Genomic DNA, 21,261 nt, shown 5'->3' on the forward strand with positions numbered 1-21,261 from the left:
AAAGCCGCTCAGTCTTTGCGTTTACCCCGCACCTGTGGCCACTCCGGGAGCGAATAGTGGAGGAGGTCCCGGTTTGGCCGGGTTCACTGCGCCCACACGCCGTCGCCGCCATCGCGACCGGCGACGCACACGGCTGTTCGCCATCGCAGCCGTGGCCGGAGCGGCACTGATCGGCACGACCATCAGTCTGCTGATGCCGTCGGCCCAGGCCGAACAGACCACCCAGGGCGTCGACAACCTGCGCACCAACTGGGACTCGAACGAAACCGGGCTCTCCCCGGCGGTTGTCCAGTCGTCCGCCTTCGGCCGGCTCTTCGCCACCAAACTGGACGGGCAGATATACGCCCAACCGCTGGTGCTGGGCGACGAGGTGATCGCGGTCACCGAGAGCAACACCGTGTACGGCCTCGATCGCGCCACCGGTGCGATCGAGTGGAGCAGGAACTACGGACCGGCGTGGCCGGCCGCGGCGATCGGCTGCGGTGACCTGGCGCCCAATGTGGGGGCGACCGCGACTCCCGTCTACGACCCCGCCACCAACGCCCTCTACTTCACCACCAAGGTCGACGACGGAACCGCCACGCACCGCCACCCGAAGTGGCTGATGCACGCGGTGGACCCGGCCTCCGGAACCGAGCTCCCGGGGTGGCCGGTCACCATCGGCGGAAGCCCCGGCAACGACCCGAGCGCCGTCTTCGACGCCTATTACGAGCAGCAGCGCCCCGGCCTGCTGCTGATGGACGGCGTCGTCTACGCGGGCTTCGGCGGCCACTGCGACGCATGGCCGTACCGCGGCTACGTGGTCGGCGTGAGCACCACCGAACACAGCATCACCTCGATGTGGGCCGCGGTGACCGGTGCCGGCACGGGCGGCGCCGGCATCTGGCAGTCGGGCGGCGGCCTGGTCTCCGACGGTTCCGGCCGGATCTTCTTCAGCACCGGAAACGGCATCAGCCCAGCCCCCGGGCCGGGCGGGACCACGCAGGGAACCCTGGCCGAGTCCGTCGTCCGCCTCCAGGTCAACGCGGACAACAGCCTCAGCACGGCCGACTTCTTCAGCCCGACCGACGCCTCCACCCTGGACCTGAACGACCAGGACATCTCCTCGGGCGCCCCGATGGCACTGCCGGACGGCTTCGGTACCGGCGAACACCCCCACCTGCTGGTCCAGCAGGGCAAGGACGGCCGGGTGTTCCTGCTCGACCGCGACAACCTCGGTGGCATGGGCCAGGGAGCCTCGGGCGGAGACGCCGCGGTCAGCGTGTCCGGCCCCTACCAGGGAATGTGGGGGCATCCCGCGTTCTGGGGCGGCGACGGCGGCTATGTCTATGTCGTCGGCAACTACGGTCCGCTGCGCGCCCTCAAGTACGGCGTACGCAACGGCGGCACGCCCGCGCTCACTCTCACCGGCCAGAGCCAGGACACCTTCGGCTACACCAGCGGCTCTCCCCTGGTCACGTCCAACGGCACGGACGATTCCACCGCCCTGGTGTGGATGGTCTCTGCGAGCAACGCCTCCGGGGCCGACGGCACCCTGCGCGCCTACAGCCCCACCCCCGACGGCAACGGCCTGCTGCAGCTGCTGTGGTCCGCACCGATCGGCACGGCAACGAAGTTCAGCACTCCGACCGCCGACGACGGCAAGGTGTACGTCGGCACCCGGGACGGCGTGCTCTACGGCTTCGGCAGCCCGGCCAGGACCGCCCTGACCGCGGCCTCCGTCGACTTCGGCCAGGTCGGCGTGGGCAGCACCAGCTCGGCCGACATGAAGCTGACAGCCACACAGGACGTCAGCATCACCGGGCTCAAGGCCTCCGGCGCGTTCTCGGTGGACCCGTCCGCCGTACCCACGGCCGAGCAGCCCACGGCGCTGGCGACGGATGCCGCACTGGACGTACCGATCAGCTTCACTCCCACGACCACCGGCGGCATCAACGGCACGCTGACCGCGACTCTGTCGGACGGCCAGAAGCTGGTCTTCGCACTCCATGGCGTCGGCACCAGACCCGGTCTTGGGGCGGCGCCCACCGCCATGGACTTCGGGGACGTGCCCACCGGCAGCACATCGACGCTGAACCTGCAGATCACCAACACCGGCACCGAGGCGGAGACGATCGACTCGGTCGACTCGCCCACCGGCTCGTTCGCCGCCTCGGGGCTGCCGAGCACGGGCACGGTCGTGCCGGCCGGTGGTTCGTTCGTCGTCTCGGTCACCTACACGCCGGTCGGCAACCAGGACGACAGCGACGCACTCGTGATCAGCAGCAGCGGCGGCGGCGACGCGCACACCGTGAGCGTGCCGGTCAACGGAACGGCCATCACGGGACAGGGGCACCTGGAGTTCTCCACGAGCTCGCTGGACTTCGGCCCGGTTCCCATCGGCAGCTCGAAATCGCTCTCGTTCACCCTCACCAACACCGGCAACATCCCGGTGACGGTGACCAAGGCCAAGGCGCCGACGGGTGACTTCAACAGCCCGATGCAGCTGTCCGAGGGCCTGGTCATCGGTCCTGGACAGACCGCCGTGCAGAGCGTGACGTTCACTCCGCGTTCGGCCGCGGATCTGAGCGCCTTCTACGAGGTCACCGGGACCGGGGTCGACGGAGACGGCAACGGCCAGGGCGCCATGTACGTATCGGTCAAGGGCACCGGTACCGGCTCCGCCACGACCACCTCGGCCAAGGACGGGCTGTGGCAGGCCAACGGCTCGGCGACGGCGGCCGACGACGGCAGCGTCCAGCTGACCCCGGCCACCAGCAACCAGGCGGGCACGGCGGTGTACACCAAGCCGCTGCGCACCGACGGCCTGCGGGCCACCTTCACCGCCAAGTTCGGTCCTGGCAGCGGCGGGAACGGCATGACGCTCTCCCTCCTCGACCCCGCCCAGAACTCCGCCTCGGCACTGGGCGGGACCGGCGGCGGCCTCGGAATCGCGGGGCGGCCGGGCGCGGTGATCGCGCTCGTCACCGGCTGGAACAACACGCTGCAGACACAGAACTTCGTGGGTGTCGGCCACAGTTCGGCCGGCTCCTCGGAGATCGACTACCAGTCGGTGGCCAAACTCGGCACCTCCCTGCGCCAGGGCACGCACCAGGTGGACGTCCTGGTGGACGCCGGCCATGTGTACCTCTGGGTCGACGGGACGCAGGTACTGGACGCGACACCGACGCTGACATCCAGCGCACTCGTCGCCTTCTCCGGCGCCACGGGCGACAGTGCTGACGCGCAGACGGTCAGCGGCCTGATCGTCAGCGAGGCGGCGCCCCCGGCTCCGGGGCCCAAGGCGGCAACCACGCTCAGTCTCACCGCCCCGAGCACGGGTGTCCCGGGCCGGCCGTTGACCGCCCGCGGCACGCTGGACTCGACCGCGGCGCTCGCCCCGGGCCAGGTCGTACACATCACGCGGAACGCGGCGGCAGTGCGCGATGTGACGACGGCGGCGGACGGCTCCTTCACGTTCAGCGACACTCCGCCGGCAGAGGGCACGTACACGTACGCCGCGCGTTACGCGGGGGACGAGACCCACGAGACGGCGAGCGCCGCGAGCCTCGTCCAGGTCTCCAAGCTGCCCACCTCGGTCACCCTGACGGCGCCGACCACGGCCACCCGCACACGCGCACTCACCGTGTCCGGCAAGCTCTCCGGCTCGCCCTTCGCCGCCGGGGCGGTCGTCAAGGTGACGAAGACCGACCTCGCACACCCGTCCGGTGTCGCACTCGCCGACGCGAAGGTCGCCGCGGACGGTTCGTTCAGGTTCGCGGACACCCCGCAGATCGGCGGCGCCAACACCTACAAGGTGGCCTACAGCGGCGACATTTCACACAAGCCCGGCAGCCGCACCGCCACCGTCCAGGTATCCCGGGTCTCGACGTCCCTGACCATCGCCACCGACCACTCGACGTACAAGTACGGCCAGTACGCGAAGATCACCGCTCACCTCGGTACGACCTACAACAAGCGGACGGCGGCGATCTACGCTCAGCCGTACGGCGGCACGAAGGTCCTGGTGAAGTCGGGCACGGTGGACTCGCACGGCAATCTGACGGCTTCCTACAAGCTCGCCCGCAACACCACGTTCAGCGCGGTGTTCGCCGGCGACTACCGGTACGCCCCGAAGACCGTCGCCCGAAGCGTGCACTCGTATGTGGGGATCTCGCAGAAGCTGTCCGGTTACTACACGAGCACGTACTACGGAAGCACCCTCTACCGGGTGTACCACCACACCGCGGGCGAGCGACTCGACATCACCGTCGCACCCAACAAGGCCGGCCAGTGCGTTGTCTTCCACGTGCAGCGGTACTACAGCGGCGCCTGGCACACGCAGACCACCACCCCCTGTGCCGCCCTCAGTTCCACCAGCACCGGCCGCCAGCAGATGTCTCTCACCAGGGCCGTCAACAGCAGGTTCCGTGTGGCCTCGGAGTACCGCCACAGCAGCACGGACAACACCAACCTCAGCACCTGGGGCGCCTGGCAATACTTCACCGCCAGGCAGTGAGCGGCGACTGCGACCCAACAGAACTGCCCCGCCCTCTCGCGCTGTCCGAGGGCGGGGCAGTTCAGGTCCATCTGCGAACGTCTGTCAGTTGGTGAAGGTGAAGTACTTCCAGGCGCCGTGGGTCGTGGAGTTGACGGTGTCGCCGGAGGAGCCGTTGATGTACGACGAGCGCATCCGGGCCCGGATGCCGGACTCGCCCGGCGCTTCCAGGCTCACGGCCGACTTGCCGTTGGCGGCCAGTGCGAAGTACTCGGATCCGGAGTCGTACCAGGAGCCCTGGTAGTAGACCTGGAGCTGGAACCGCTGCTGGCGGCCCGAGTAGTAGTTCATCGTCGTGGTGAACACCGGGTCGGTGTTCTTGCGGAAGTAGTAGTACGTCGTGGAGCCGATCTTGGCCTTCTTGTAGTGCTTGGAGACGGCGGTGGAGATCTTCGCCTGGGCGTACCCGGTCGACTTCACGGTCTTTGGCGCGGTGCGGGCGTCGCCGTCGAAGACGGCGGTGACGGCGGTGTCGCGGGTCATGTCGACGGTCGCCGACAGGTTGCCGCCTGCGTTGACCTTGGCCTTCTTCAGGAGCTTCTTCGGCTTGTCGGAACCGAAGGGGTCCGCGTAGATCGCGACGGTGCGGTTCTTGTACGTCGTGCCGAGGTGCGCGGTGAAGGTGACGTCCTTGCCGTACGAGTACAGCTTGCCGTTGTTGTTCAGGGTCAGCGTGGTCGCCTTGCGCGAGACCTGCACCGCGTCGGAGCCGGCGGCGGGGGCGTGCGTGGCGTCGCCCGCGTAGGACACCTTGTAGGTGACCTTGCCGCCGGCGGGCGGGGTGTCCGCGAAGGAGAAGCCGCCGTCGGCCTTCGTCGTGACGGCGGGCAGTGCCTTGCCGTTCGGCGACTCGAGGTCCGTGCGGGTCACCTTCAGGCCGGTGCCCGCGGGCAGGCTCGTCTTCGAGGTCAGCTTGCCGGTGACGGTGAGCTTCTTGGCCCGGTCCGCCTTCGCGGGAGCCGACACCGTGAGGGCGGGCAGCTCCTTGGTGGGGTCGGTCAGGGCGCGCAGGGTGTGGACGCCGTCGTAGTTCACGGAGACGGCGAACACCCGGCTGCTGTCCGGGGCCCAGCCCAGCGCGCCGTCCACCAGGGCGTCGGAGCCGCTGGTGTTGTCGGTGTCGGGGAACTCGTACTCCCGCACCGGTGTCTGGTCGCCGGGCCGGTAGATGTGGACATCGGGGTCGTACGAGGAGTTGCTGCCGCCCGCGACGCTGCCGTCCGGCGCGATCCGCACGGCGTTCGGGTACGCGTCGATCGGGTAGCCCGCCTGCTTGGCGAGGTCGGTGGTCGAGTAGGCGCCGATGCCGTAGCCGTTTTCGGGGCTGCCCCAGGAGGTGAGCACCTGGCTGCCGTCGGGCGTCAGGTCCAGTTGCTTCACGGCGGTGTCCATGTCGCCCTCGCGCCGCAGCGTGGCCCCGTCGGCCGAGACGTCGTACACGGCGAGCGTGCCGCCGTTGCCCGCGACGAGGACGCCCGGGACGGCCGGATCGGAGGCCAGGAACATCCCGAAGGCGCCGTGGAATTCGACGTCGCCCCGCTCGGCCAGGTGGACGACGGGTTCGGTGCCGAAGACGTCGAGCGAACCGAAGTCGGTGCCGTGGGCGAACCAGATCCGGCCGTCCACGACCTCCAGGTCGCCGGGCGCCGTGCCGACCGGGTAACTCGCGGTCGGGGTGGACGTCCCCGTATCCACCGAGACGATCCGGTTGTCGTTCGTCACGGCCGCGTACACCTGCCCGGAGTCGGCGGACAGCGCGAGGCCGCTCACGCCGGGGAGCCCGGTCAGCGTCGCCTTCACGGCGCCCGCGTAGTCGGTGACGACGATCTTGCCGCCGGTCGGGTCGGAGACGTAGACGCGCTGGTGGGCGCCGTCCACGACGAGGTCGCCGACGGACTTCACGGGAAGGATCTTCGTGGAGTCGGCCGCGGCCGGTCCCGCGGCACCCACGGCGAGGACCGCGGAGCTGAAGACGACCGCGAGTGTGGTCGCGGTCGCGATGGTGCGCCTGCGCACAGTGATGTGAACCCCCACAGAAGCAGCCCGGTGGTCGCCGGGCCGAAGATGAGTAGGCCGCGCGTCCCCCCTCACACCGACGATGGGTGTGTGGACGCTGCCAAGGAATGCAGCGTATGGCATGCCAGTGACAATTGAGGACTGAAATAACACGGAGGTCCGGAGCGGAGCAGGCCCGAGGGACCGAGGGGGCGCAGGCCGGTCGGACCGCGACGACCTGTTGGCTGACGAGACAGTGGAGCGGGCGCCCTCGCGTCGAGGGCGCCCGCTCCGGTGTGCGCGTCAGACCGGCGTCGTGACCGCCGAGTCCGCCCGGACCGGCTCTCGTACGATGCGGCGGCGCCGGGTCGGCACGAGCAACGGGTTGGCGACGCCCCAGGCCGCGCCTTTGCAGACCAGCTCCTTGTAGACGGCGGCGATCCGTCCGGTCAGGGCCGCCCGGACGGCGCGGTCGTCGGCGGTGACGTACTGGATCAGGCCCTCCTTGCGGCCCAGCGAGACGCACTGGTTGAAGTAGCGCAGCGGCACGTTCGGGAGCTTCCCGCCGGTCAGGCGGGCCGCGATGGCGTCGGCGGCCTGCCATGCCATGGGGACGCCCGAGGCGCACGACATGCGCAGCGGCTTGGCGCCGGGGCCCATCGCCAGGGCGGCGTCGCCGACGGCGTACACGTCCGGGTGCGAGACCGAGCGCATGGTCCGGTCGACCACGATCCGGCCGGTGTCGGTGACCTCCAGCGTGGTGGCCTTCGCGATCGGGTGGACGGCGAATCCGGCGGTCCACACGGTGACCGCGGCCGGGACGGCCTTGCCATCGGCGGTGGTGATGCGGTCGGCCTCGACGGCGGTGACGACGGCGTGCTCGTGCACGGTGATGCCGAGCTTGTCGAAGACCTTCCGCAGGTGCCGGCGGCCCTTGGGCGAGAGCCAGTCGCCGAGACCGCCGCGGGCGGCGAGGGCGACGTCGAGGTCCGGGCGGGCCTCGGCGATCTCGGTCGCGGCCTCCACGCCGGTGAGGCCGCCGCCCACCACGACCACGGGCTGCCCGGCGTCCAGGCGGGCCAGGCGCTCGCGCAGCCGAAGCGCGCCGGGGCGGTCGGCGATCTCGTGGGCGTGCTCGGCGGTGCCGGGGACGCCCTGGTCGTTCCATCCGCTGCCGAGGGCGTAGACGAGGGTGTCGTACTCCAGCTCTTCGGCTTCGGCGCCGTTCGCGTCGCGGACGGGGAGGACGGTGACGGTCTTGCGGTCGACGTCGACTCCCGTGACCCTCGCGAGCTTCAGGTCGACGCCGGTGCCCGCGAACATCTCACTGAAGGGCCGGGGCTTGAGGGACTGGCCGGTCGCCAACTGGTGATTGCGGACGCGCTCGACGAAGTCGGGCTCGGCGTTGACGAGGGTGATGGCGACGTCTTCGCTGCGCAGCCGCCTGGCGAGGCGCCCGGCGGTGATGGCTCCGGAGTATCCGGCTCCGAGGACGATGATGCGGTGCTGCATTCCTGGCTCCCTGTCTTGAGCGGACCGAGCGGACCGAGCGGACCGAGCGGACCGAGCGGACCGAGCGGATTCGCCCCTTGAACCGGACGGCCCGCCGTTTCCTGACAGGAACGCGGTGTGAAGCACCTCACATCAGGGTCAGAAGGCGCGGAGCAGCGGTTCGCCGTGGTCGGCGGCCGCCCACTGCGCGGTCGCGCGGGCGAGCTTGTCGGGGTTGGCCTGGCTGCGGACAGCGGCGATGCCCTCGTCGGTGACCTCCAGGCACATGACGCCGACGACCCGGCCGTCGACGACCGCCACGACGGCGGGGTCGCCGTTGGCGGTCGTGGCGTACACCTCGGGCGAGCCGCCGACCAGGGCGCGCTTGGCCTTGCCCGGCTTGAACAGGCCCCGCATGAACTTCGCGACCGCGACGGCGCCCTCGAACGCCCTCGTGCGGGCCGGCACCTTCCCGCCGCCGTCGCCGATCGAGACGGCGTCCTGGGTGAGCAGCCGCACGAGCGGCTCGGTCCGGCCGCTGGTGGCGGCCGCGAGGAACTCCTCGACGACGCGTCGGGCGGCGGCCTCGTCGATCTCGGTGCGGGCCTTGCCGTCCGCGACGTGCTTCTTGGCGCGGTGGAGGATCTGCTGACTGGCCGCCTCGGTGATGTCGAGCATCTCGGCGATCTCCCGGTGCGGGTAGTCGAAGGCCTCCCGCAGCACGTACACCGCCCGCTCGTTGGGGGAGAGGCGCTCCAGCAGGGCGAGAACGGCGTACGAGACCGATTCGCGCTGTTCGACGCTGTCGGCCGGGCCGAGCATCGGGTCTCCGGCGAGCAGCGGCTCGGGCAGCCATTGGCCCACGTAGGTCTCCCGCCGCGCGCGGGCCGAGGTGAGCTGGTTGAGGCACAGGTTGGTGAGGACCTTCGTCAGCCAGGCCTCGGGGACCTCGATATGGGCGACGTCAGCGGCCTGCCAGCGCAGGAACGTCTCCTGCACGGCGTCCTCGGCCTCGCTCGCGGAGCCGAGGAGGCGGTACGCGATGGCCTCCAGGCGGGGCCTGGATGCCTCGAACCGGTCCACGTCGTTCATGGTCAGGGTCATGGCCGGGATCCTAGGGGGTGTTTTGAAAGTGCGGCGAGGGTGCGTGCCGGGCGCCGTGGGTGCTGTGCGGGACTTTCAAAACACCCCCTAGTTCGCGCGGCGCGCGACGGCCGCCGCATTGCGGCCCCGCGCCCCTCGACCGGTGCTGTTCGGCTTCCCGGAAATACAGACAGGCATAGGGCAGCGGCCTCGGGGTAGTCGAGCGTGCCGGTGGGGAAGCGGCGGAGTGCCTGGGGAGGTCGACGCCGCTTCCCCCTCTCTTGCGGCCTCCGTCCATGCGTCGCAGGCGCTGCCTCGTCCTGTCAGCCGTAGTCAGCCGTACTCGGGCTGCCACATGGCGTCCTGGATCTGCTGGATCACGTCGTCGAAGCGGGCCCGCGCGACGCCCTCCTCGGCGGCCCGGCGGGCGACGGCCGCGGCGACCACGGCCGACGAGGTACGCAGGTTCTCCACCTCCGGCAGCAGGGCGGCGCCGGGCTGCGACAGGTCGGCGAGGCCGGCGACGGCTTCCGCCGCGGCCTGGAGCATGCCGTCGGTGATCCGCTCGGCGCCGGCCACCACGGCGCCCAGCCCCAGCCCCGGGTAGAGGAGGGCGTTGTTGGCCTGGCCGATGACGTAGGTCGTGCCGTCCAGCTCCACCGGAGGGACCGGGATGCCGACGGCGACCAGGGCCTTGCCGCCGGTCCACCGCAGGACGTCTTGTGGCATGGCCTCGATCTTCTCCGTGGGGTTGGACAGCGGCAGGACGAGCGGCCGGTCCACGTGGCGGGCCAGGGAGCGCACCACGTCCTCGGTGAAGGCCCCGTGCTGTGTGGAGGTTCCCACCAGTACGGTCGGCCGTACCCGGTCCACCACGCTCGGCAGGTCGGCCGGCTGGTCGTCGGGCCACTCGTCGTCGGGGCGCGCGTACGGCTGCTGGTAGTCGCGGAGCCCCTCTGTGGACTGCCGTAGCAGGCCCTGGCGGTCCACGCACCAGATACGCCGGGTGGCCTCCTCGCGGTCCAGTCCGTCGCGGACCATCGCGTCGCGCAGCTGGTCGGCGATGCCCACGCCCGCCGTCCCGGCGCCGAAGACCACGACCCGCTGATCCCGCATGGGCGTACCGGTGACTCGTGCCGCGTTCAGGACGCAGGCCAGCGTGATCGCGCCGGTGCCCTGCATGTCGTCGTTGAAGGTGCGGATCTTCTCGCCGTACTGCTGGAGGATGCGGCGGCCGTTGCCGGGGCCGAAGTCCTCCCAGTGCAGCAACGCGCGCGGGAACAGCTCGGTGACCGCCTCCACGAAGGCGGCTATGAACGCGTCGTACGCCTCGCCGCGCACCCTGTTGTGCCGGTTGCCGATGTACAGCGGGTCGTTGAGCAGTGCCTGGTTTCCGGTGCCGACGTCGAGCATCACCGGCACGGCCCGGCCCGGGTGGATGCCCGCGGCGGCGGTGTAGACGGCCAGCTTGCCGACCGAGATCTGCATGCCGCCGACGCCCCAGTCGCCGATGCCGAGGAGCTGCTCCGCGTCGGTCGCCACCACCAGGTCGACGTCGTCGGGGCCGAGGCCGAGCACCTGGAAGGCGGGTCGGATGTCCTCGGGCCGGTCGATGGAGAGGTAGACACCGCGCGGTCGCCGGTATTCGTGGCTGTAGCGCTTGATCGCCTCGCCCACGGTCGGGTCGTACACGATCGGCAGCAGCTCGGTGAGGTGGTCGGTGAGCAGCCGGAAGTAGAGGACCTCGTTGCGGTCGTGGAGCTGCTCCAGGTACACGTTCTTCGCCAGGTCGTCCGGCTGCGCCCGCAGTTGCTCCCAGGCGCGGCGGGCCTGGAGCTCCAGGGACAGCACCGCGGGCGGCAGCATCCCGACCAGGCCGTGCCGCTCCCGCTCCTCCTGGGTGAAGGCGACGCCCTTGTTGCTCAGCGGGTCCGCGAGCAGTGCGCGCCCGTCCGGTTGCCGGCGGCCGGTGTGGCCCTTCCCCTTCCTCTGGTGGTCGTCCTGTGCACGGTTTCGGGGCGGGGCCATCGGCTCTCCTCGTGTCGCACGACTGCCGTCGGGGCTCGTTTCCTGCCGGCCGCCCCGGGTACCCCGCTCGGCACGACAGGCGCACCGGCGCCCCAAGCCTTTGCCGCTCTTTGACGTGGCCCATCGTTCGGGTACGGCGGCTCTCACGCCTCCCAGCCGGTGCGGCGATCCCCGCGACGAAAGAAAGAGAAGAGGGGGACATCCCCATGCACGAGCCCGCCCAGCAGCAACAGCCTCCGGGTTCCGAGGCGGGACCTGCGGCCCCGGGCGGACCACGGTGAGCACAGCTACCGCGGATCGGGCCGACTGGCCGGGAAGACAGCTGTGATCACCGGTGGTGACAGCGGCATCGGCAAGGCGGTCGCGATCGCCTACGCCCGCGAGGGCGCCGATGTCCTCCTCTCACACCTGAACGAGGAGGAGGACGACGCCCGCGACACGGCGCGCTGGGTGGAGGAGGCCGGCCGCAAGGCGGTCCTGGTGCCGGGCGACCTGTCCGATCCCGCCCACTGCCGCGAGGTGGTGGCGCGGGCCGTGGAGGCGTTCGGCCGCATCGACGTCCTGGTCAGCAACGCGGCGTTCCAGATGTTCCGCGAGTCGATCGAGGAGGTCCCGGACGAGGAGTGGGACCACACGCTGGCGACCAACCTCAGCGCCATGTTCCACCTCTGCAAGGCGGCGGTGCCGCACATGAAGCCGGGTGCGTCGATCATCGCGTCCAGCTCGCTGAACTCCGACACCCCGCCGCCTGGCCTGCTGGCGTACAACGCGACGAAGGCGGGCCTGGCCAACATGGTCGGCTCGCTGTCCCAGGCCCTCGCCGACCGGGGCATCCGGGTCAACAGCGTCGCCCCGGGGCCCATCTGGACGCCGCTGATCCCCGCCTCGATGCCGCCCGAGCAGGTCGAGGACTTCGGCAGCCAGACCCCGCTGGGACGGGCCGGGCAGCCGGCCGAGCTCGCCCCCGTGGACGTCATGCTCGCCTCGGACGAGGCCGCGTACGTCTCGGGTGCGCGCATCGCCGTCACGGGCGGCCAGCCGATCCTCTGACTCCCTGTCAGGACCTAGGGGGGTGACTGGTACCCCTTGCCGCTGACCACCCCCGTCAAGCAACACCTCTTCGGCGGCCGGGCGATCGCCGAACGACTGGGCCGTACCGGCCTGACCGACGGCCGGGTCGCCGAGGCCGTCAGGTACTGAGTGCGGTGCGCAGCTCCGAGGCCATCAGTTCGATGGCCTCCTTGCCGGCCGGCGCCGGACCGGTGTGGGTGAAGTAGTGGTCGACGCCCTCGAAGACGCGGTGGGTGACCGGGACGCCCGCGGCGTCCAGGGCCTTGGCGTAGGCGTCGCCCTCGTCGCGCAGGCGGTCGTGCTCCGCGACGATGACCAGGGCGGGCGGCAGCCCGGCGAGGTCGTCGGCCAGACCGGGAGAGACGAGGGGAAGGGCGCGATCGGCGGGATCCGGGACGTAGGCGGCGGTGAAGACCCGCATGAGGTGGGGGGTGAGCAGCGGCTTGGCGATGGGGGAATGCTTGGCGGCGGGGTCGGCGAGCTGGTCGAGCGGTGCGGAGTCGATGATCTGGAGGCGGGGCGTGAAGGTGCCGCGGTCCCGGGCCGTGCGGCAGACCGCGGCGGTCAGGTTGGCCCCGGCGCTGTGTCCGCCCACGGCGAGCCGTGAGCCGTCCCAGTTGTTGGCGGGTCCGTTCTCGGCGACCCACGCGGTGACGTCGTATGCCTGGGTGACGGCTGCGGGGAACTGCCGCTGCGGGGAGACGGCGTAGTCCACGTTGATCACGACACAGTCGGCCGTGGCGGCTATGTAGCGGCAGATGTGGTCGTCCTGCTCGGGACGGGCGACGACGAAGCCGCCTCCGTGGAAGTTGATGTACACGGGGGGCGGAGTGCCGGTTGTGGCCGACGGGCGGTAGACGGTGCAGGTCACCGGTCCCGCGGTGGTCTCCACCTGGAGGGATTCGGTGTGCTTGGGGATGTCGGTGAAGCGCAGGTCCTCGTGCACGCGGGCCATCATGCCGCCGAGCAGCAGCTGCACCCCTCTGGCCTGGAATCTGGCGAACAGCATGGCCCCACCCTCATTCGATGCAACTTTGAATTAACAGGATTCCTGATAATGGACGCTCATCCTGCATCACGCAACGGTCAGCGCGTCACGGGTGAGTCCGGGATCGCGTGTCGGTCCGGCGCCTGCGTGCGTCCTTGCTGTTCTCAGACGTCCAGGATCTTGACCCGCGTGTGCTCCGGGCGTACGTTCCCCTCGCAGTAACCGGTTACTACCTAAATTCCGTGCGCCCAGGAGGGGTCCCTTCACGATGAGAGCCGCAGGAGACCAGGAAGAGCCTGTCGCGGACAGAGGCGGCCGCTCGGGGGCGCTGTCCCGCCGGGGGATCCTCAAGGGGGCGGCCGTCACGGTCGGGATGGCGGCGGTGGGGCTCGGCACCACACGGCCGGCCTACGCCGCGGACGCCGCGGTCAGCGCCACCGCACGCATGGGCGGCACGTCCATCACGATGTCGGTGGTGGGCGGAGCACTCCAGTGGTCCGTCGCGCGGGGCGGCAGGACGGTGATCGACACCTCCGCCCTGGGCCTCAGGCTGAGTGACGGGACCACCCTCGGCAGCGACGTGACGGTGACCGACAACGCGCTCTGCACCAGCCACGACACCTGGTCCCCGGTCTACGGGCGCAACGCGACCGTCACCGACCTCTACCAGGAGCAGCGCTGGACCCTCCAGGACACCGCCTCGGGGATCCGCTTCGGCGTCCAGGCCCGCGCCCACAGGACCGGCGTCGCCCTCCGCTACGTCCTGCTCGACACAGGCACAGCGACCGACACCGGCGGCGACAGCGACATCACCGCCACCATCGCCGACGAACTGACGACCTTCGTCTTCCCGGACGGCACCACCGTCTACAGCGCCCGCGACGAGAACGCCTACCTCCCGGTCGCCCCCGACGCCATCCCCTCCACCGGAACGTCGAGCACGGACCAGGGCCCCCTGACCGACCTGCCGCTGACCGCCACCCTGTCCAACGGGATCATCGCCTGCATCTGCGAGTCCGCGAGGGTGAACTTCCCCCGTCTGATGCTCAGTTCGGTCTCCGGGCAGCCGGGCGCCCTCTCCGCCTTCCTGATGGAGCACACCGCCCGCGGCACCGGCCCGGTCGAGACGACCACCACGGTCACCACTCCGTTCGCCACGCCGTGGCGCGCGGTGGTGATCGGGTCGACGCACGCCGAACTGGTCGACAACGCCGAACTGGTGCTCAATCTGGCCCCGGCGAGCGCACTCACCGACACCTCATGGATCAAACCGGGCAAGGTCTTCCGCTGCGAGCTCAGCACCGCCGCCGGCGTCTCGGGTGTCGACTTCGCCGTGGCCCGCGGCCTGGAGTACATCGAGTACGACGCCGGCTGGTACGGGCCCGAGTTCACCACCATCGACGCGACGACCCCGATCGCCGCCATCGACATGCCGTCGGTCATCTCGTACGCCACCGGGAAGGGCATCGGCGTCTTCCTCTACGTCAACCGGCTCGCGCTGACCGACGCGGACGCGCTGTTCGGTCTCTACAAGAGCTGGGGCGTCGCGGGCATCAAGCTCGGCTTCATCAACGACGGCACCCGGTCGATGACCGACCAGATCATCGACTGGGCGAAGACGGCCGCGAAGTACCGGCTGCTGATCGACATGCACGACGACGTCCGGCCGTTCGGCTACGAGCGCACGTACCCGAACTGGATCAGCCTGGAAGGCGTCCGGGGCAACGAGCAGTTCCCGACGGCCACGCACAACGTGACGCTGCCCTTCGCCCGCAACATCGGCGGCCCGATGGACTACACCATCTGCTACGGGCAGTCACGCGACAAGACGACCAACGCCCATCAGATGGCGATGGCCGCGGTCTACTACCAGCCCCTCAACTTCCTCTTCTGGTACGACAAGCCGTCCAAGTACGCGGGCACCGCGAACTGGCCCGGACTGCCCTGGTTCAACGCCGTCCCCACCACCTGGGACGAGAGCAGGACCCTGGCCGGCTCGATCGGCGAGTACGTGGCCGTCGCCCGCCGCAACGGGTCCACCTGGTACCTCGGAGCGATGACGAACGAGACGGCCAGGACCCTGCCGATCCCGCTGTCGTTCCTGGACGACGGGACCTACACGGCGACCGTCTACGCCGACGGCATACCGGGCACCAACCCGTACCAGACCCCGGTCGTGGTCAGCACCCGGACCGTCACCTCGCAGACCACGCTGGATGTGGCCATGGCCAAGGCGGGCGGTCAGGCGATCATCCTGAAGCGGGACTGACGGCTCAGGCGGTGAGAGGCGGTTGGGGCGGGGCGATGCTCTGTTCCGTCCAGATCGTCTTGCCGGTGGGGGTGGGGCGGGTGCCCCAGCGTTGGGTCAGCTGGGCGACCAGGAGCAGGCCGCGGCCGCCTTCGTCGTAGGCGCGGGCGCGGCGCATGTGGGGGGCCGTGTTGCCGGCGTCCGAGACCTCGCAGATGAGGCTCGTGTCGTGGATGAGGCGCAGCTGGATGGGCGGTTCGGCGTGCCGGATGGCGTTGGTGACCAGTTCGCTGACGACCAGCTCCGTGACGAAGGCGGAGTCGGACAGCCCCCAGGAGGCCAGTCGGTCGACCGCGTTCTTGCGGGCCTCGGCGACTGCGGAAGGGTCGGGGGGCACGTCCCAGGCGGCGACCTGGTCGGCGTCGAGCGCCCGGGTGCGGGCGAGAAGCAGGGCGACGTCGTCGGTGGGCCGCTTGGGGAGTACGGATCCCAGGACCGTGTCGCACAGGACGTCCAGGGATGCGGCGGGAGCGGCGAGGGCCATCCGCAACCGGGAGATGCCGAGGTCGAGGTCGTCGTCGTCGCGGGATTCGACCAGGCCGTCGGTGTAGAGAGCGAGCAGGCTGCCTTGCTGCAGTTCGATCTCGACCGACTCGAAGGGAAGTCCGCCCAGGCCGAGCGGGGGCCCCGCGGGAAGGTCGAGCAGTTCCACGGTGCCGTCCGGGCTCACCACGGCGGGCAGCGGATGCCCTGCCCGGGCGAGCGTGCAGTGGCGGGACACGGGGTCGTACACGGCGTACAGACACGTCGCTCCGACGTCTCCCGTGGTCTCCCCGTGCCCGGCGTTCCGCTCCGTGCCCTCAGCCTCGGTGGCCAGGCGGCCCACCAGGTCGTCGAGGTGGGTGAGCAGTTCGTCGGGGGGCAGATCGATGTCGGCCAGGGTGCGTACGGCGATCCGCAGCCGGCCCATGGTCGCGGAGGCGTGGATGCCGTGGCCCACGACGTCGCCCACCACCAGCGCCACCCTGGCTCCGGACAGCGGGATCACGTCGAACCAGTCGCCGCCCACCCCGGCCCGGGCGCCGGCCGGGAGGTAGCGGGAGGCGACCTCCACCGCGGCCTGCACGGGCAGGCCGCGCGGCAGCAGGCTGCGCTGCAGGGTGACGGCGGTGCGCCGTTCGCGGGTGTAGCGCAGGGCGTTGTCGATGCTGACGGCAGCCCGGGCCGCCAGTTCCTGGGCGAGTACCAGGTCGTCCTGCTGGAACGGGTCGGGATGCCGGTGACGGACGAAGACGGCGACACCCAGGGTCGTTCCGCGCGCCGACAGGGGCACGGTCATCACCGAGTGGAAGCCGAAATCGCGGATCCGGGAGGCCCTCGGGGGCGCCCGTTCCACCCACTCGGCGATCGCGGGCGCCGTCACGTGATGCAGCGCGGCGCGTCCCGACCTCAGGCTCTCGACCGGCGGGGAGCCCGCCGGGTACCGGTCCACCTCGCCCGGAGCGACGACCGCCTCGGGGACGCCCGGAAGCACGGACTGGTGGGCGATGCGCCGCAGTGCGAGGGAACGGTCCGCCGCCGGGATCGCCGGGGCCTCCTCGTGCAGGTCGTCGAGGGACGCCAGCAGGTCGACGCTGATGAAGTCGGCGAGGTGCGGGACCGCCACGTCTGCCAGTTCCTGCGCCGTCCGCGTCACGTCGAGGGTGCTGCCGATGCGCTTGCCGGCCTCGGCGATCAGCTGGAGGCGCTTGCGGGCCCAGTACTGCTCCGTCATGTCGTGCCCGGTGGAGGCCACGCCCACGATGCGGCCGTCCGGGTCCTCCAGGCGGTAGAGGTGGACCGACCAGGCGTGCTCACGCGTCTCACCGGGGGCACGCGCGTGGTTCTCCATGTACTGGGGCTCGCCGGTCTCCAGGGCCAGCAGCATCAGCCGCTCGATCTCCTCGACCATGGGGTCGTCCAGGACGTCCCGCAGCCGCAGCCCGCGCATGTCGTCGTCGCTCAGGCCCAGTGCGCCTTGCGAGGACCGGTTCGACCTGCGGAAGCGCAGGTCCGTGTCGTACACCGAGGTCGCGCAGAACGGGGACAGAAGGAAACCCTGCCTCATGAGTGCGTCGTCCTCGGGGTGGGGCTGCGCCCCGGTCACGGCGGAGACCAGGAGCCAGTCGCGGGGCCCGGCGTCCGGCGTCCTGTGATGCGCCAGGACCTTGGCCTCGACGCGGCGGCCGTCACGGTGCCGGAGAGCGAGCGGGCCGTGCCACCTCGGCAGCTCCGGGAAGGGCGGGAGGTCGCTCACCTTGGGCTCGTCGGCCAGAAGTGAGGCGGCCGGCCGGCCCAGGATCCGCGTCGACGAGTACCCGAGCAGGCGTTCGGCGCCGTCGCTCCAGCCGGTCACGGTGCCGTGTTCGTCGACGGTGGCGCGCGCGGTGAGCGCTTCAAGGACCACATCCGGGCCGTGCCGCGCTCCCGGCTCGTCGACGATGTGCCGCTCCATGGCCGCTCATCTCGCTCTCGTTGAGCCCCATTGCGTCTGTTCCACCTTATTCCGTCTTATTCCGTTATCAATGTGTCGCATCAGGTCCCCCAAGGCACCGGCCATCGCGAAGGAGCGCGCGCTCACGGGTGGAGTCGACCGGTGAGCATCGCCATGACCGGCTCGACCCATGAGCCGTGGCCGTCCGGGAGAACAGTCGCTACAGGTCCTCGTCCCCGAAGGGGCGAGCGTCCAGGTCTCCGTCGAACCCGTCCACGCTCGGGAACATCAGGGCCGCCACCGCGTCGGGCGGTGGATCCTTCCGGCCGCCCGGGCCCAGCAGCGCCTGCTCGGTCCAGATGCATTTCCCTGTCGCGGTGTAGCGCGTGCCCCAGCGCTGGGAGAGCGCCGTGACCAGTTGCAGGCCGCGGCCTCCCTCGTCGGTGTCCGTCGCGCGGCGGATGCGGGGCATCGTCAGGCTGCCGTCGAAGACCTCGCAGATCAGCTCGGCGCCGTGCAGCAGCCGCAGGCTGACCGGGCCCTTGGCGTGGCGTACGACGTTGCCCACCAGTTCGCTGGCCAGCAGTTCCGTGGTGGGGGTCAGGTCGTCCAGTCCCCAGTCGGAGAGTTGTTCGCGGACGTGCCGGCGGGCTTGGCCGGCCGCCTTCGGGTCCTCGGGGAGCGGCCAGGAGGCGATCCGGTCGCCGGTCAGGGCGTGCAGCCTGGCGACGAGGAACGCCGCGTCGTCGGCCGCCTGGTGCTCGGCGGGGAGCAGGCCGGCGGTGAGGGTGTCGCAGAGCTGTTCCAGGTCCGCCGCCGTGCCGTTCTCGTGAGCCGTGCGCAGGAGCCGGGCGAGGTCCGCCATGCCCTCGTCGATCTCGCGCTTCGACGACTCCACCAGGCCGTCGGTGTAGAGCACCAGCAGGCTTCCCTCGGGGACGGTCAGCTCGACCGTCTCGAAGGGCGGTTCCGCCGCGCCGAGGGGTGGATCGGCGGCCAGTTCCGGGAAGGCCACGGTGCCGTCGGGGTGGACCAGGGCCGGCGGCGGGTGTCCGGCTCGGGCGATGGAGCAGACCTGGGTGGTGGAGTCGTAGAGCGCGTACAGGCAGGTGACGTACGACTCCTCGCCCATGCCGCCGACGATGTCGTTGAGGTGGCTCATGATCTCGTCGGGGGGCAGTTCGAGGTCGGCCAGGGTGTGGACGGCCGTGCGCAGGCGGCCCATGGTGGCCGCCTCGGGCAGGCCGTGGCCCATCACGTCGCCGACGACGAGGGCGACCTGGCCGCCGGAGAGCGCGATGATGTCGTACCAGTCGCCGCCCACGTCCATGCCCTGTCCGGCGGGGAGATAGCGGGCCGCGGCCGTGCACGCGGGCAGGTCGGGCAGGCCCCGGGGGAGCAGGCTGCGCTGGAGTTCGCGGGAGCGGGTGTGTTCGGCGTCGTAGAGCCGGGCCCGGTCCAGGGCCTGGGCGACGAGGGCGCTGATCGTGGTCAGCAGGGTGCGCTCCTCGCCGGTGAGGCGGCGCGGCCGGTCGAAGGAGACCAGGCACACCCCGAACGTGTGCCCGGACGCGGTCAGCGGCAGGAACGCCCAGGACTCCTTGTCGCCGCGCTCGACCAGGTCGGTGAGGTCGGGCCAGCGCGCGGCGAACTCCCGTACGGAGGACACGAACAGCGGCGTGCCCGCCTCGATCGCCTCCCAGGCCGGGTTGCTCGTCGTCCACGGGACGCTGTTGACGTCGTCGAGGAAGTCGTCCGAGTAGCCCACGGCTCCGACGTTGTGGAGGCGTTTGCCCTCCACGGCCTGGACCAGGATTCCGGCTGCGGCGAACGGCGGCAGCACCCGTCGGGCGACCGCCTCCACCACGTCCCGCGAGGTCGTCGCCTTGGCGAGGGCCGCGGTCAGCTCAGCGATCCGGGCCGCGCGTTCGGAGGCGGCGCCCTCGGACGCCTGTCGCTCCTCCTCCAGGCGACGCTTCTCGGTGACGTCGGTGAAGTAGAGGGTGCGGCCGTCGGGACCCGGGACCAGCCGCAGGTGGTAGCGGCGGCCGGTGTCCGGCATGTGTATGTCGAAACCGGCGGACCGCTCCTCGGCCGCGGCCTTCCGGCAGCCCTTCTCCAGGCCCGGGACCTGCCGTGCGGAGGGCAGGTCCCACAGGACGCGCCCGAACAGCTCCTCCTCGGAGAAGCCCAGCGTGCGTTCCGCCTCCAGGTTGGCGAAGGTGATCCGCCACGCGTCGTCCACCGCGAGGAAGCCGTCGCTCATGTGGCGCAGGGCGCGGCCGAGCGCGTCGCGGGCGGAACGGGGCTCGTTGCTGTCCCACCCCACACCGATCATCCGGAGGGGTTCACCCTGTTCGTCGTACGTCGCCCTGCCGCGGGCCTGGGTCCAGCCCCACCGTCCGTCCAGTTTGCGCACCCGGTACTCGGCCTCGTACACGCCGTGGTCCCCGATCGCCCGCCCGGCGGCGTCCAGGGTCGGCGCCAGGTCGTCGGGGTGGACGATCCGCATCCAGTTCTCGATCTTGCCGGTGTAGTCCTGCGGCCGGGTGCCGTACAGCTCCAGGGCCGCCTCGTCCCAGATCAGCTCGCCGGTCCGGATGTCCCAGTCCCACGAGCCGACACTGACCTCCTTCAGGGCCTGCCGCAGGCGCTCACCGCCCAGCTCCGTCTGCGCGGGCCCGGACGGCGGCGGTGCCTGGCCCATGCGCTCCTCGGTCCAGGCGACGACGGCCCGCAGGAAGTCCCACTGCCGCGGGGTGGGCTCGCCCCCGTCGCCCATCAGGACGGTGAGCGCGCCGATGCTGCGGTCCCCGCTGAACACCGGTACGGCGGCCAGACCGGTGCCGGGCCATCCGGCCGGGGCGGCGTGCTCGGCCGGATCGACGGGTTCGGCGGATCTCAGCGGCACCCATACGCCGCTGCCCTGGTACAGGGCGCGGGCCGGGGCCAGCGGGCCCTCCTGGTCGACGATCTCCCAGGAGCGCGTGAGGACGGGAGGCAGACCGGTCGTCGACACCAAGCGCAGCGCGGACATGGGACCGCGGAGGTGAATCGTTCCTCCCAAGGCGCCCAGTTCTCCCACCGCATGTTGGAGCGCCAGCCGGAAGACCTCGCTCTCCGCGACACCCGGGTCCACCGTGCTGAGCAGGGCCAGCCGTGCGTTCATACCCGGTATCTAACCGTTCCCGTCTCATCCGAAGCAGTGCTTCGCAGGATTCTCACGCTCGGACCAGGGTCTGCCCTCAGGGAATCAACAGCGGGGAAACCAGGCGGAGTTATCTTGGACCGCGACGTCCGCGTGATCGTCCGGCGCGAGACCACGGCCCCCCGACCGCTGAGGAGCG

General features: G+C 70.8%; 9 protein-coding genes and 1 pseudogene. 3 read left to right on the forward strand and 7 right to left on the reverse strand.

Annotated features, from left to right (window positions below):
- Positions 1–73 precede the first annotated feature (73 nt).
- Positions 74–4,498 carry a choice-of-anchor D domain-containing protein gene (locus ACFYO2_RS15475; RefSeq protein WP_388348773.1) on the forward strand — a complete coding sequence of 1,475 codons (4,425 nt, stop codon included), beginning with the start codon at positions 74–76 and terminating at the stop codon, positions 4,496–4,498.
- Positions 4,499–4,582: 84 nt separating this feature from the next.
- On the opposite strand, the gene ACFYO2_RS15480 is transcribed toward ACFYO2_RS15475, so the two are convergent.
- The 4 genes from ACFYO2_RS15480 to ACFYO2_RS15495 form a co-directional block, all read right to left on the reverse strand.
- Positions 4,583–6,553: a YncE family protein gene (locus ACFYO2_RS15480; RefSeq protein WP_388348775.1), complete on the reverse strand. Its 1,971-nt coding sequence runs from the start codon at positions 6,551–6,553 to the stop codon at positions 4,583–4,585.
- Between the two features lie 282 nt (positions 6,554–6,835).
- Positions 6,836–8,044, reverse strand: a complete 1,209-nt coding sequence (locus ACFYO2_RS15485) for an NAD(P)/FAD-dependent oxidoreductase (RefSeq protein WP_388348777.1) — start codon at positions 8,042–8,044, stop codon at positions 6,836–6,838.
- Positions 8,045–8,182: 138 nt separating this feature from the next.
- Positions 8,183–9,127, reverse strand: coding sequence for an RNA polymerase sigma-70 factor (locus tag ACFYO2_RS15490; protein WP_388348779.1), 945 nt, complete (start codon positions 9,125–9,127; stop codon positions 8,183–8,185).
- 312 nt (positions 9,128–9,439) lie between these two features.
- Positions 9,440–11,134, reverse strand: a complete 1,695-nt coding sequence (locus ACFYO2_RS15495) for an NAD-dependent malic enzyme (RefSeq protein ID WP_388348781.1) — start codon at positions 11,132–11,134, stop codon at positions 9,440–9,442.
- A 206-nt stretch (positions 11,135–11,340) separates the two neighbouring features.
- On the opposite strand from ACFYO2_RS15495, the pseudogene ACFYO2_RS15500 reads away from it, so the two are divergent.
- Positions 11,341–12,184 (forward strand): annotated as a pseudogene (locus ACFYO2_RS15500) (SDR family oxidoreductase).
- Positions 12,185–12,323: 139 nt separating this feature from the next.
- On the opposite strand, the gene ACFYO2_RS15505 reads toward ACFYO2_RS15500, so the two are convergent.
- Positions 12,324–13,214 carry an alpha/beta hydrolase gene (locus ACFYO2_RS15505; protein WP_388348783.1) on the reverse strand — a complete coding sequence of 297 codons (891 nt, stop codon included), beginning with the start codon at positions 13,212–13,214 and terminating at the stop codon, positions 12,324–12,326.
- A 247-nt stretch (positions 13,215–13,461) separates the two neighbouring features.
- Between ACFYO2_RS15505 and ACFYO2_RS15510 the strand changes: the two genes are divergently transcribed.
- Entirely contained in the window at positions 13,462–15,462 is a 2,001-nt protein-coding gene (locus tag ACFYO2_RS15510; RefSeq protein ID WP_388348785.1) for a glycoside hydrolase family 97 catalytic domain-containing protein, read from the forward strand.
- Positions 15,463–15,466: 4 nt separating this feature from the next.
- Here ACFYO2_RS15510 and ACFYO2_RS15515 read toward each other — a convergent pair whose 3' ends face one another.
- The gene (locus tag ACFYO2_RS15515) at positions 15,467–17,935 is read right to left on the reverse strand and encodes a SpoIIE family protein phosphatase (protein WP_388348787.1); all 2,469 of its coding nucleotides are present in this window, start codon (positions 17,933–17,935) and stop codon (positions 15,467–15,469) included.
- A 199-nt stretch (positions 17,936–18,134) separates the two neighbouring features.
- Positions 18,135–21,083 carry a SpoIIE family protein phosphatase gene (locus tag ACFYO2_RS15520; protein WP_388348789.1) on the reverse strand — a complete coding sequence of 983 codons (2,949 nt, stop codon included), beginning with the start codon at positions 21,081–21,083 and terminating at the stop codon, positions 18,135–18,137.
- Between the last annotated feature and the right edge of the window lie 178 nt (positions 21,084–21,261).

Origin of the sequence: Streptomyces sp. NPDC006602 (assembly GCF_042870385.1) — a bacterium.
Classification (GTDB): Bacteria; Actinomycetota; Actinomycetes; order Streptomycetales; family Streptomycetaceae; genus Streptomyces.

What these genes read in the sequence shown, in the direction of transcription:
- ACFYO2_RS15510 (WP_388348785.1), top strand. Translation starts at nt 13,462, where the DNA reads ATGAGAGCCGCAGGAGACCAGGAAGAGCCTGTCGCGGACAGAGGCGGC.
- ACFYO2_RS15495 (WP_388348781.1), bottom strand. Translation starts at nt 11,134, where the DNA reads ATGGCCCCGCCCCGAAACCGTGCACAGGACGACCACCAGAGGAAGGGG.
- ACFYO2_RS15520 (WP_388348789.1), bottom strand. Translation starts at nt 21,083, where the DNA reads ATGAACGCACGGCTGGCCCTGCTCAGCACGGTGGACCCGGGTGTCGCG.
- ACFYO2_RS15515 (WP_388348787.1), bottom strand. Translation starts at nt 17,935, where the DNA reads ATGGAGCGGCACATCGTCGACGAGCCGGGAGCGCGGCACGGCCCGGAT.
- ACFYO2_RS15505 (WP_388348783.1), bottom strand. Translation starts at nt 13,214, where the DNA reads ATGCTGTTCGCCAGATTCCAGGCCAGAGGGGTGCAGCTGCTGCTCGGC.
- ACFYO2_RS15490 (WP_388348779.1), bottom strand. Translation starts at nt 9,127, where the DNA reads ATGACCCTGACCATGAACGACGTGGACCGGTTCGAGGCATCCAGGCCC.
- ACFYO2_RS15485 (WP_388348777.1), bottom strand. Translation starts at nt 8,044, where the DNA reads ATGCAGCACCGCATCATCGTCCTCGGAGCCGGATACTCCGGAGCCATC.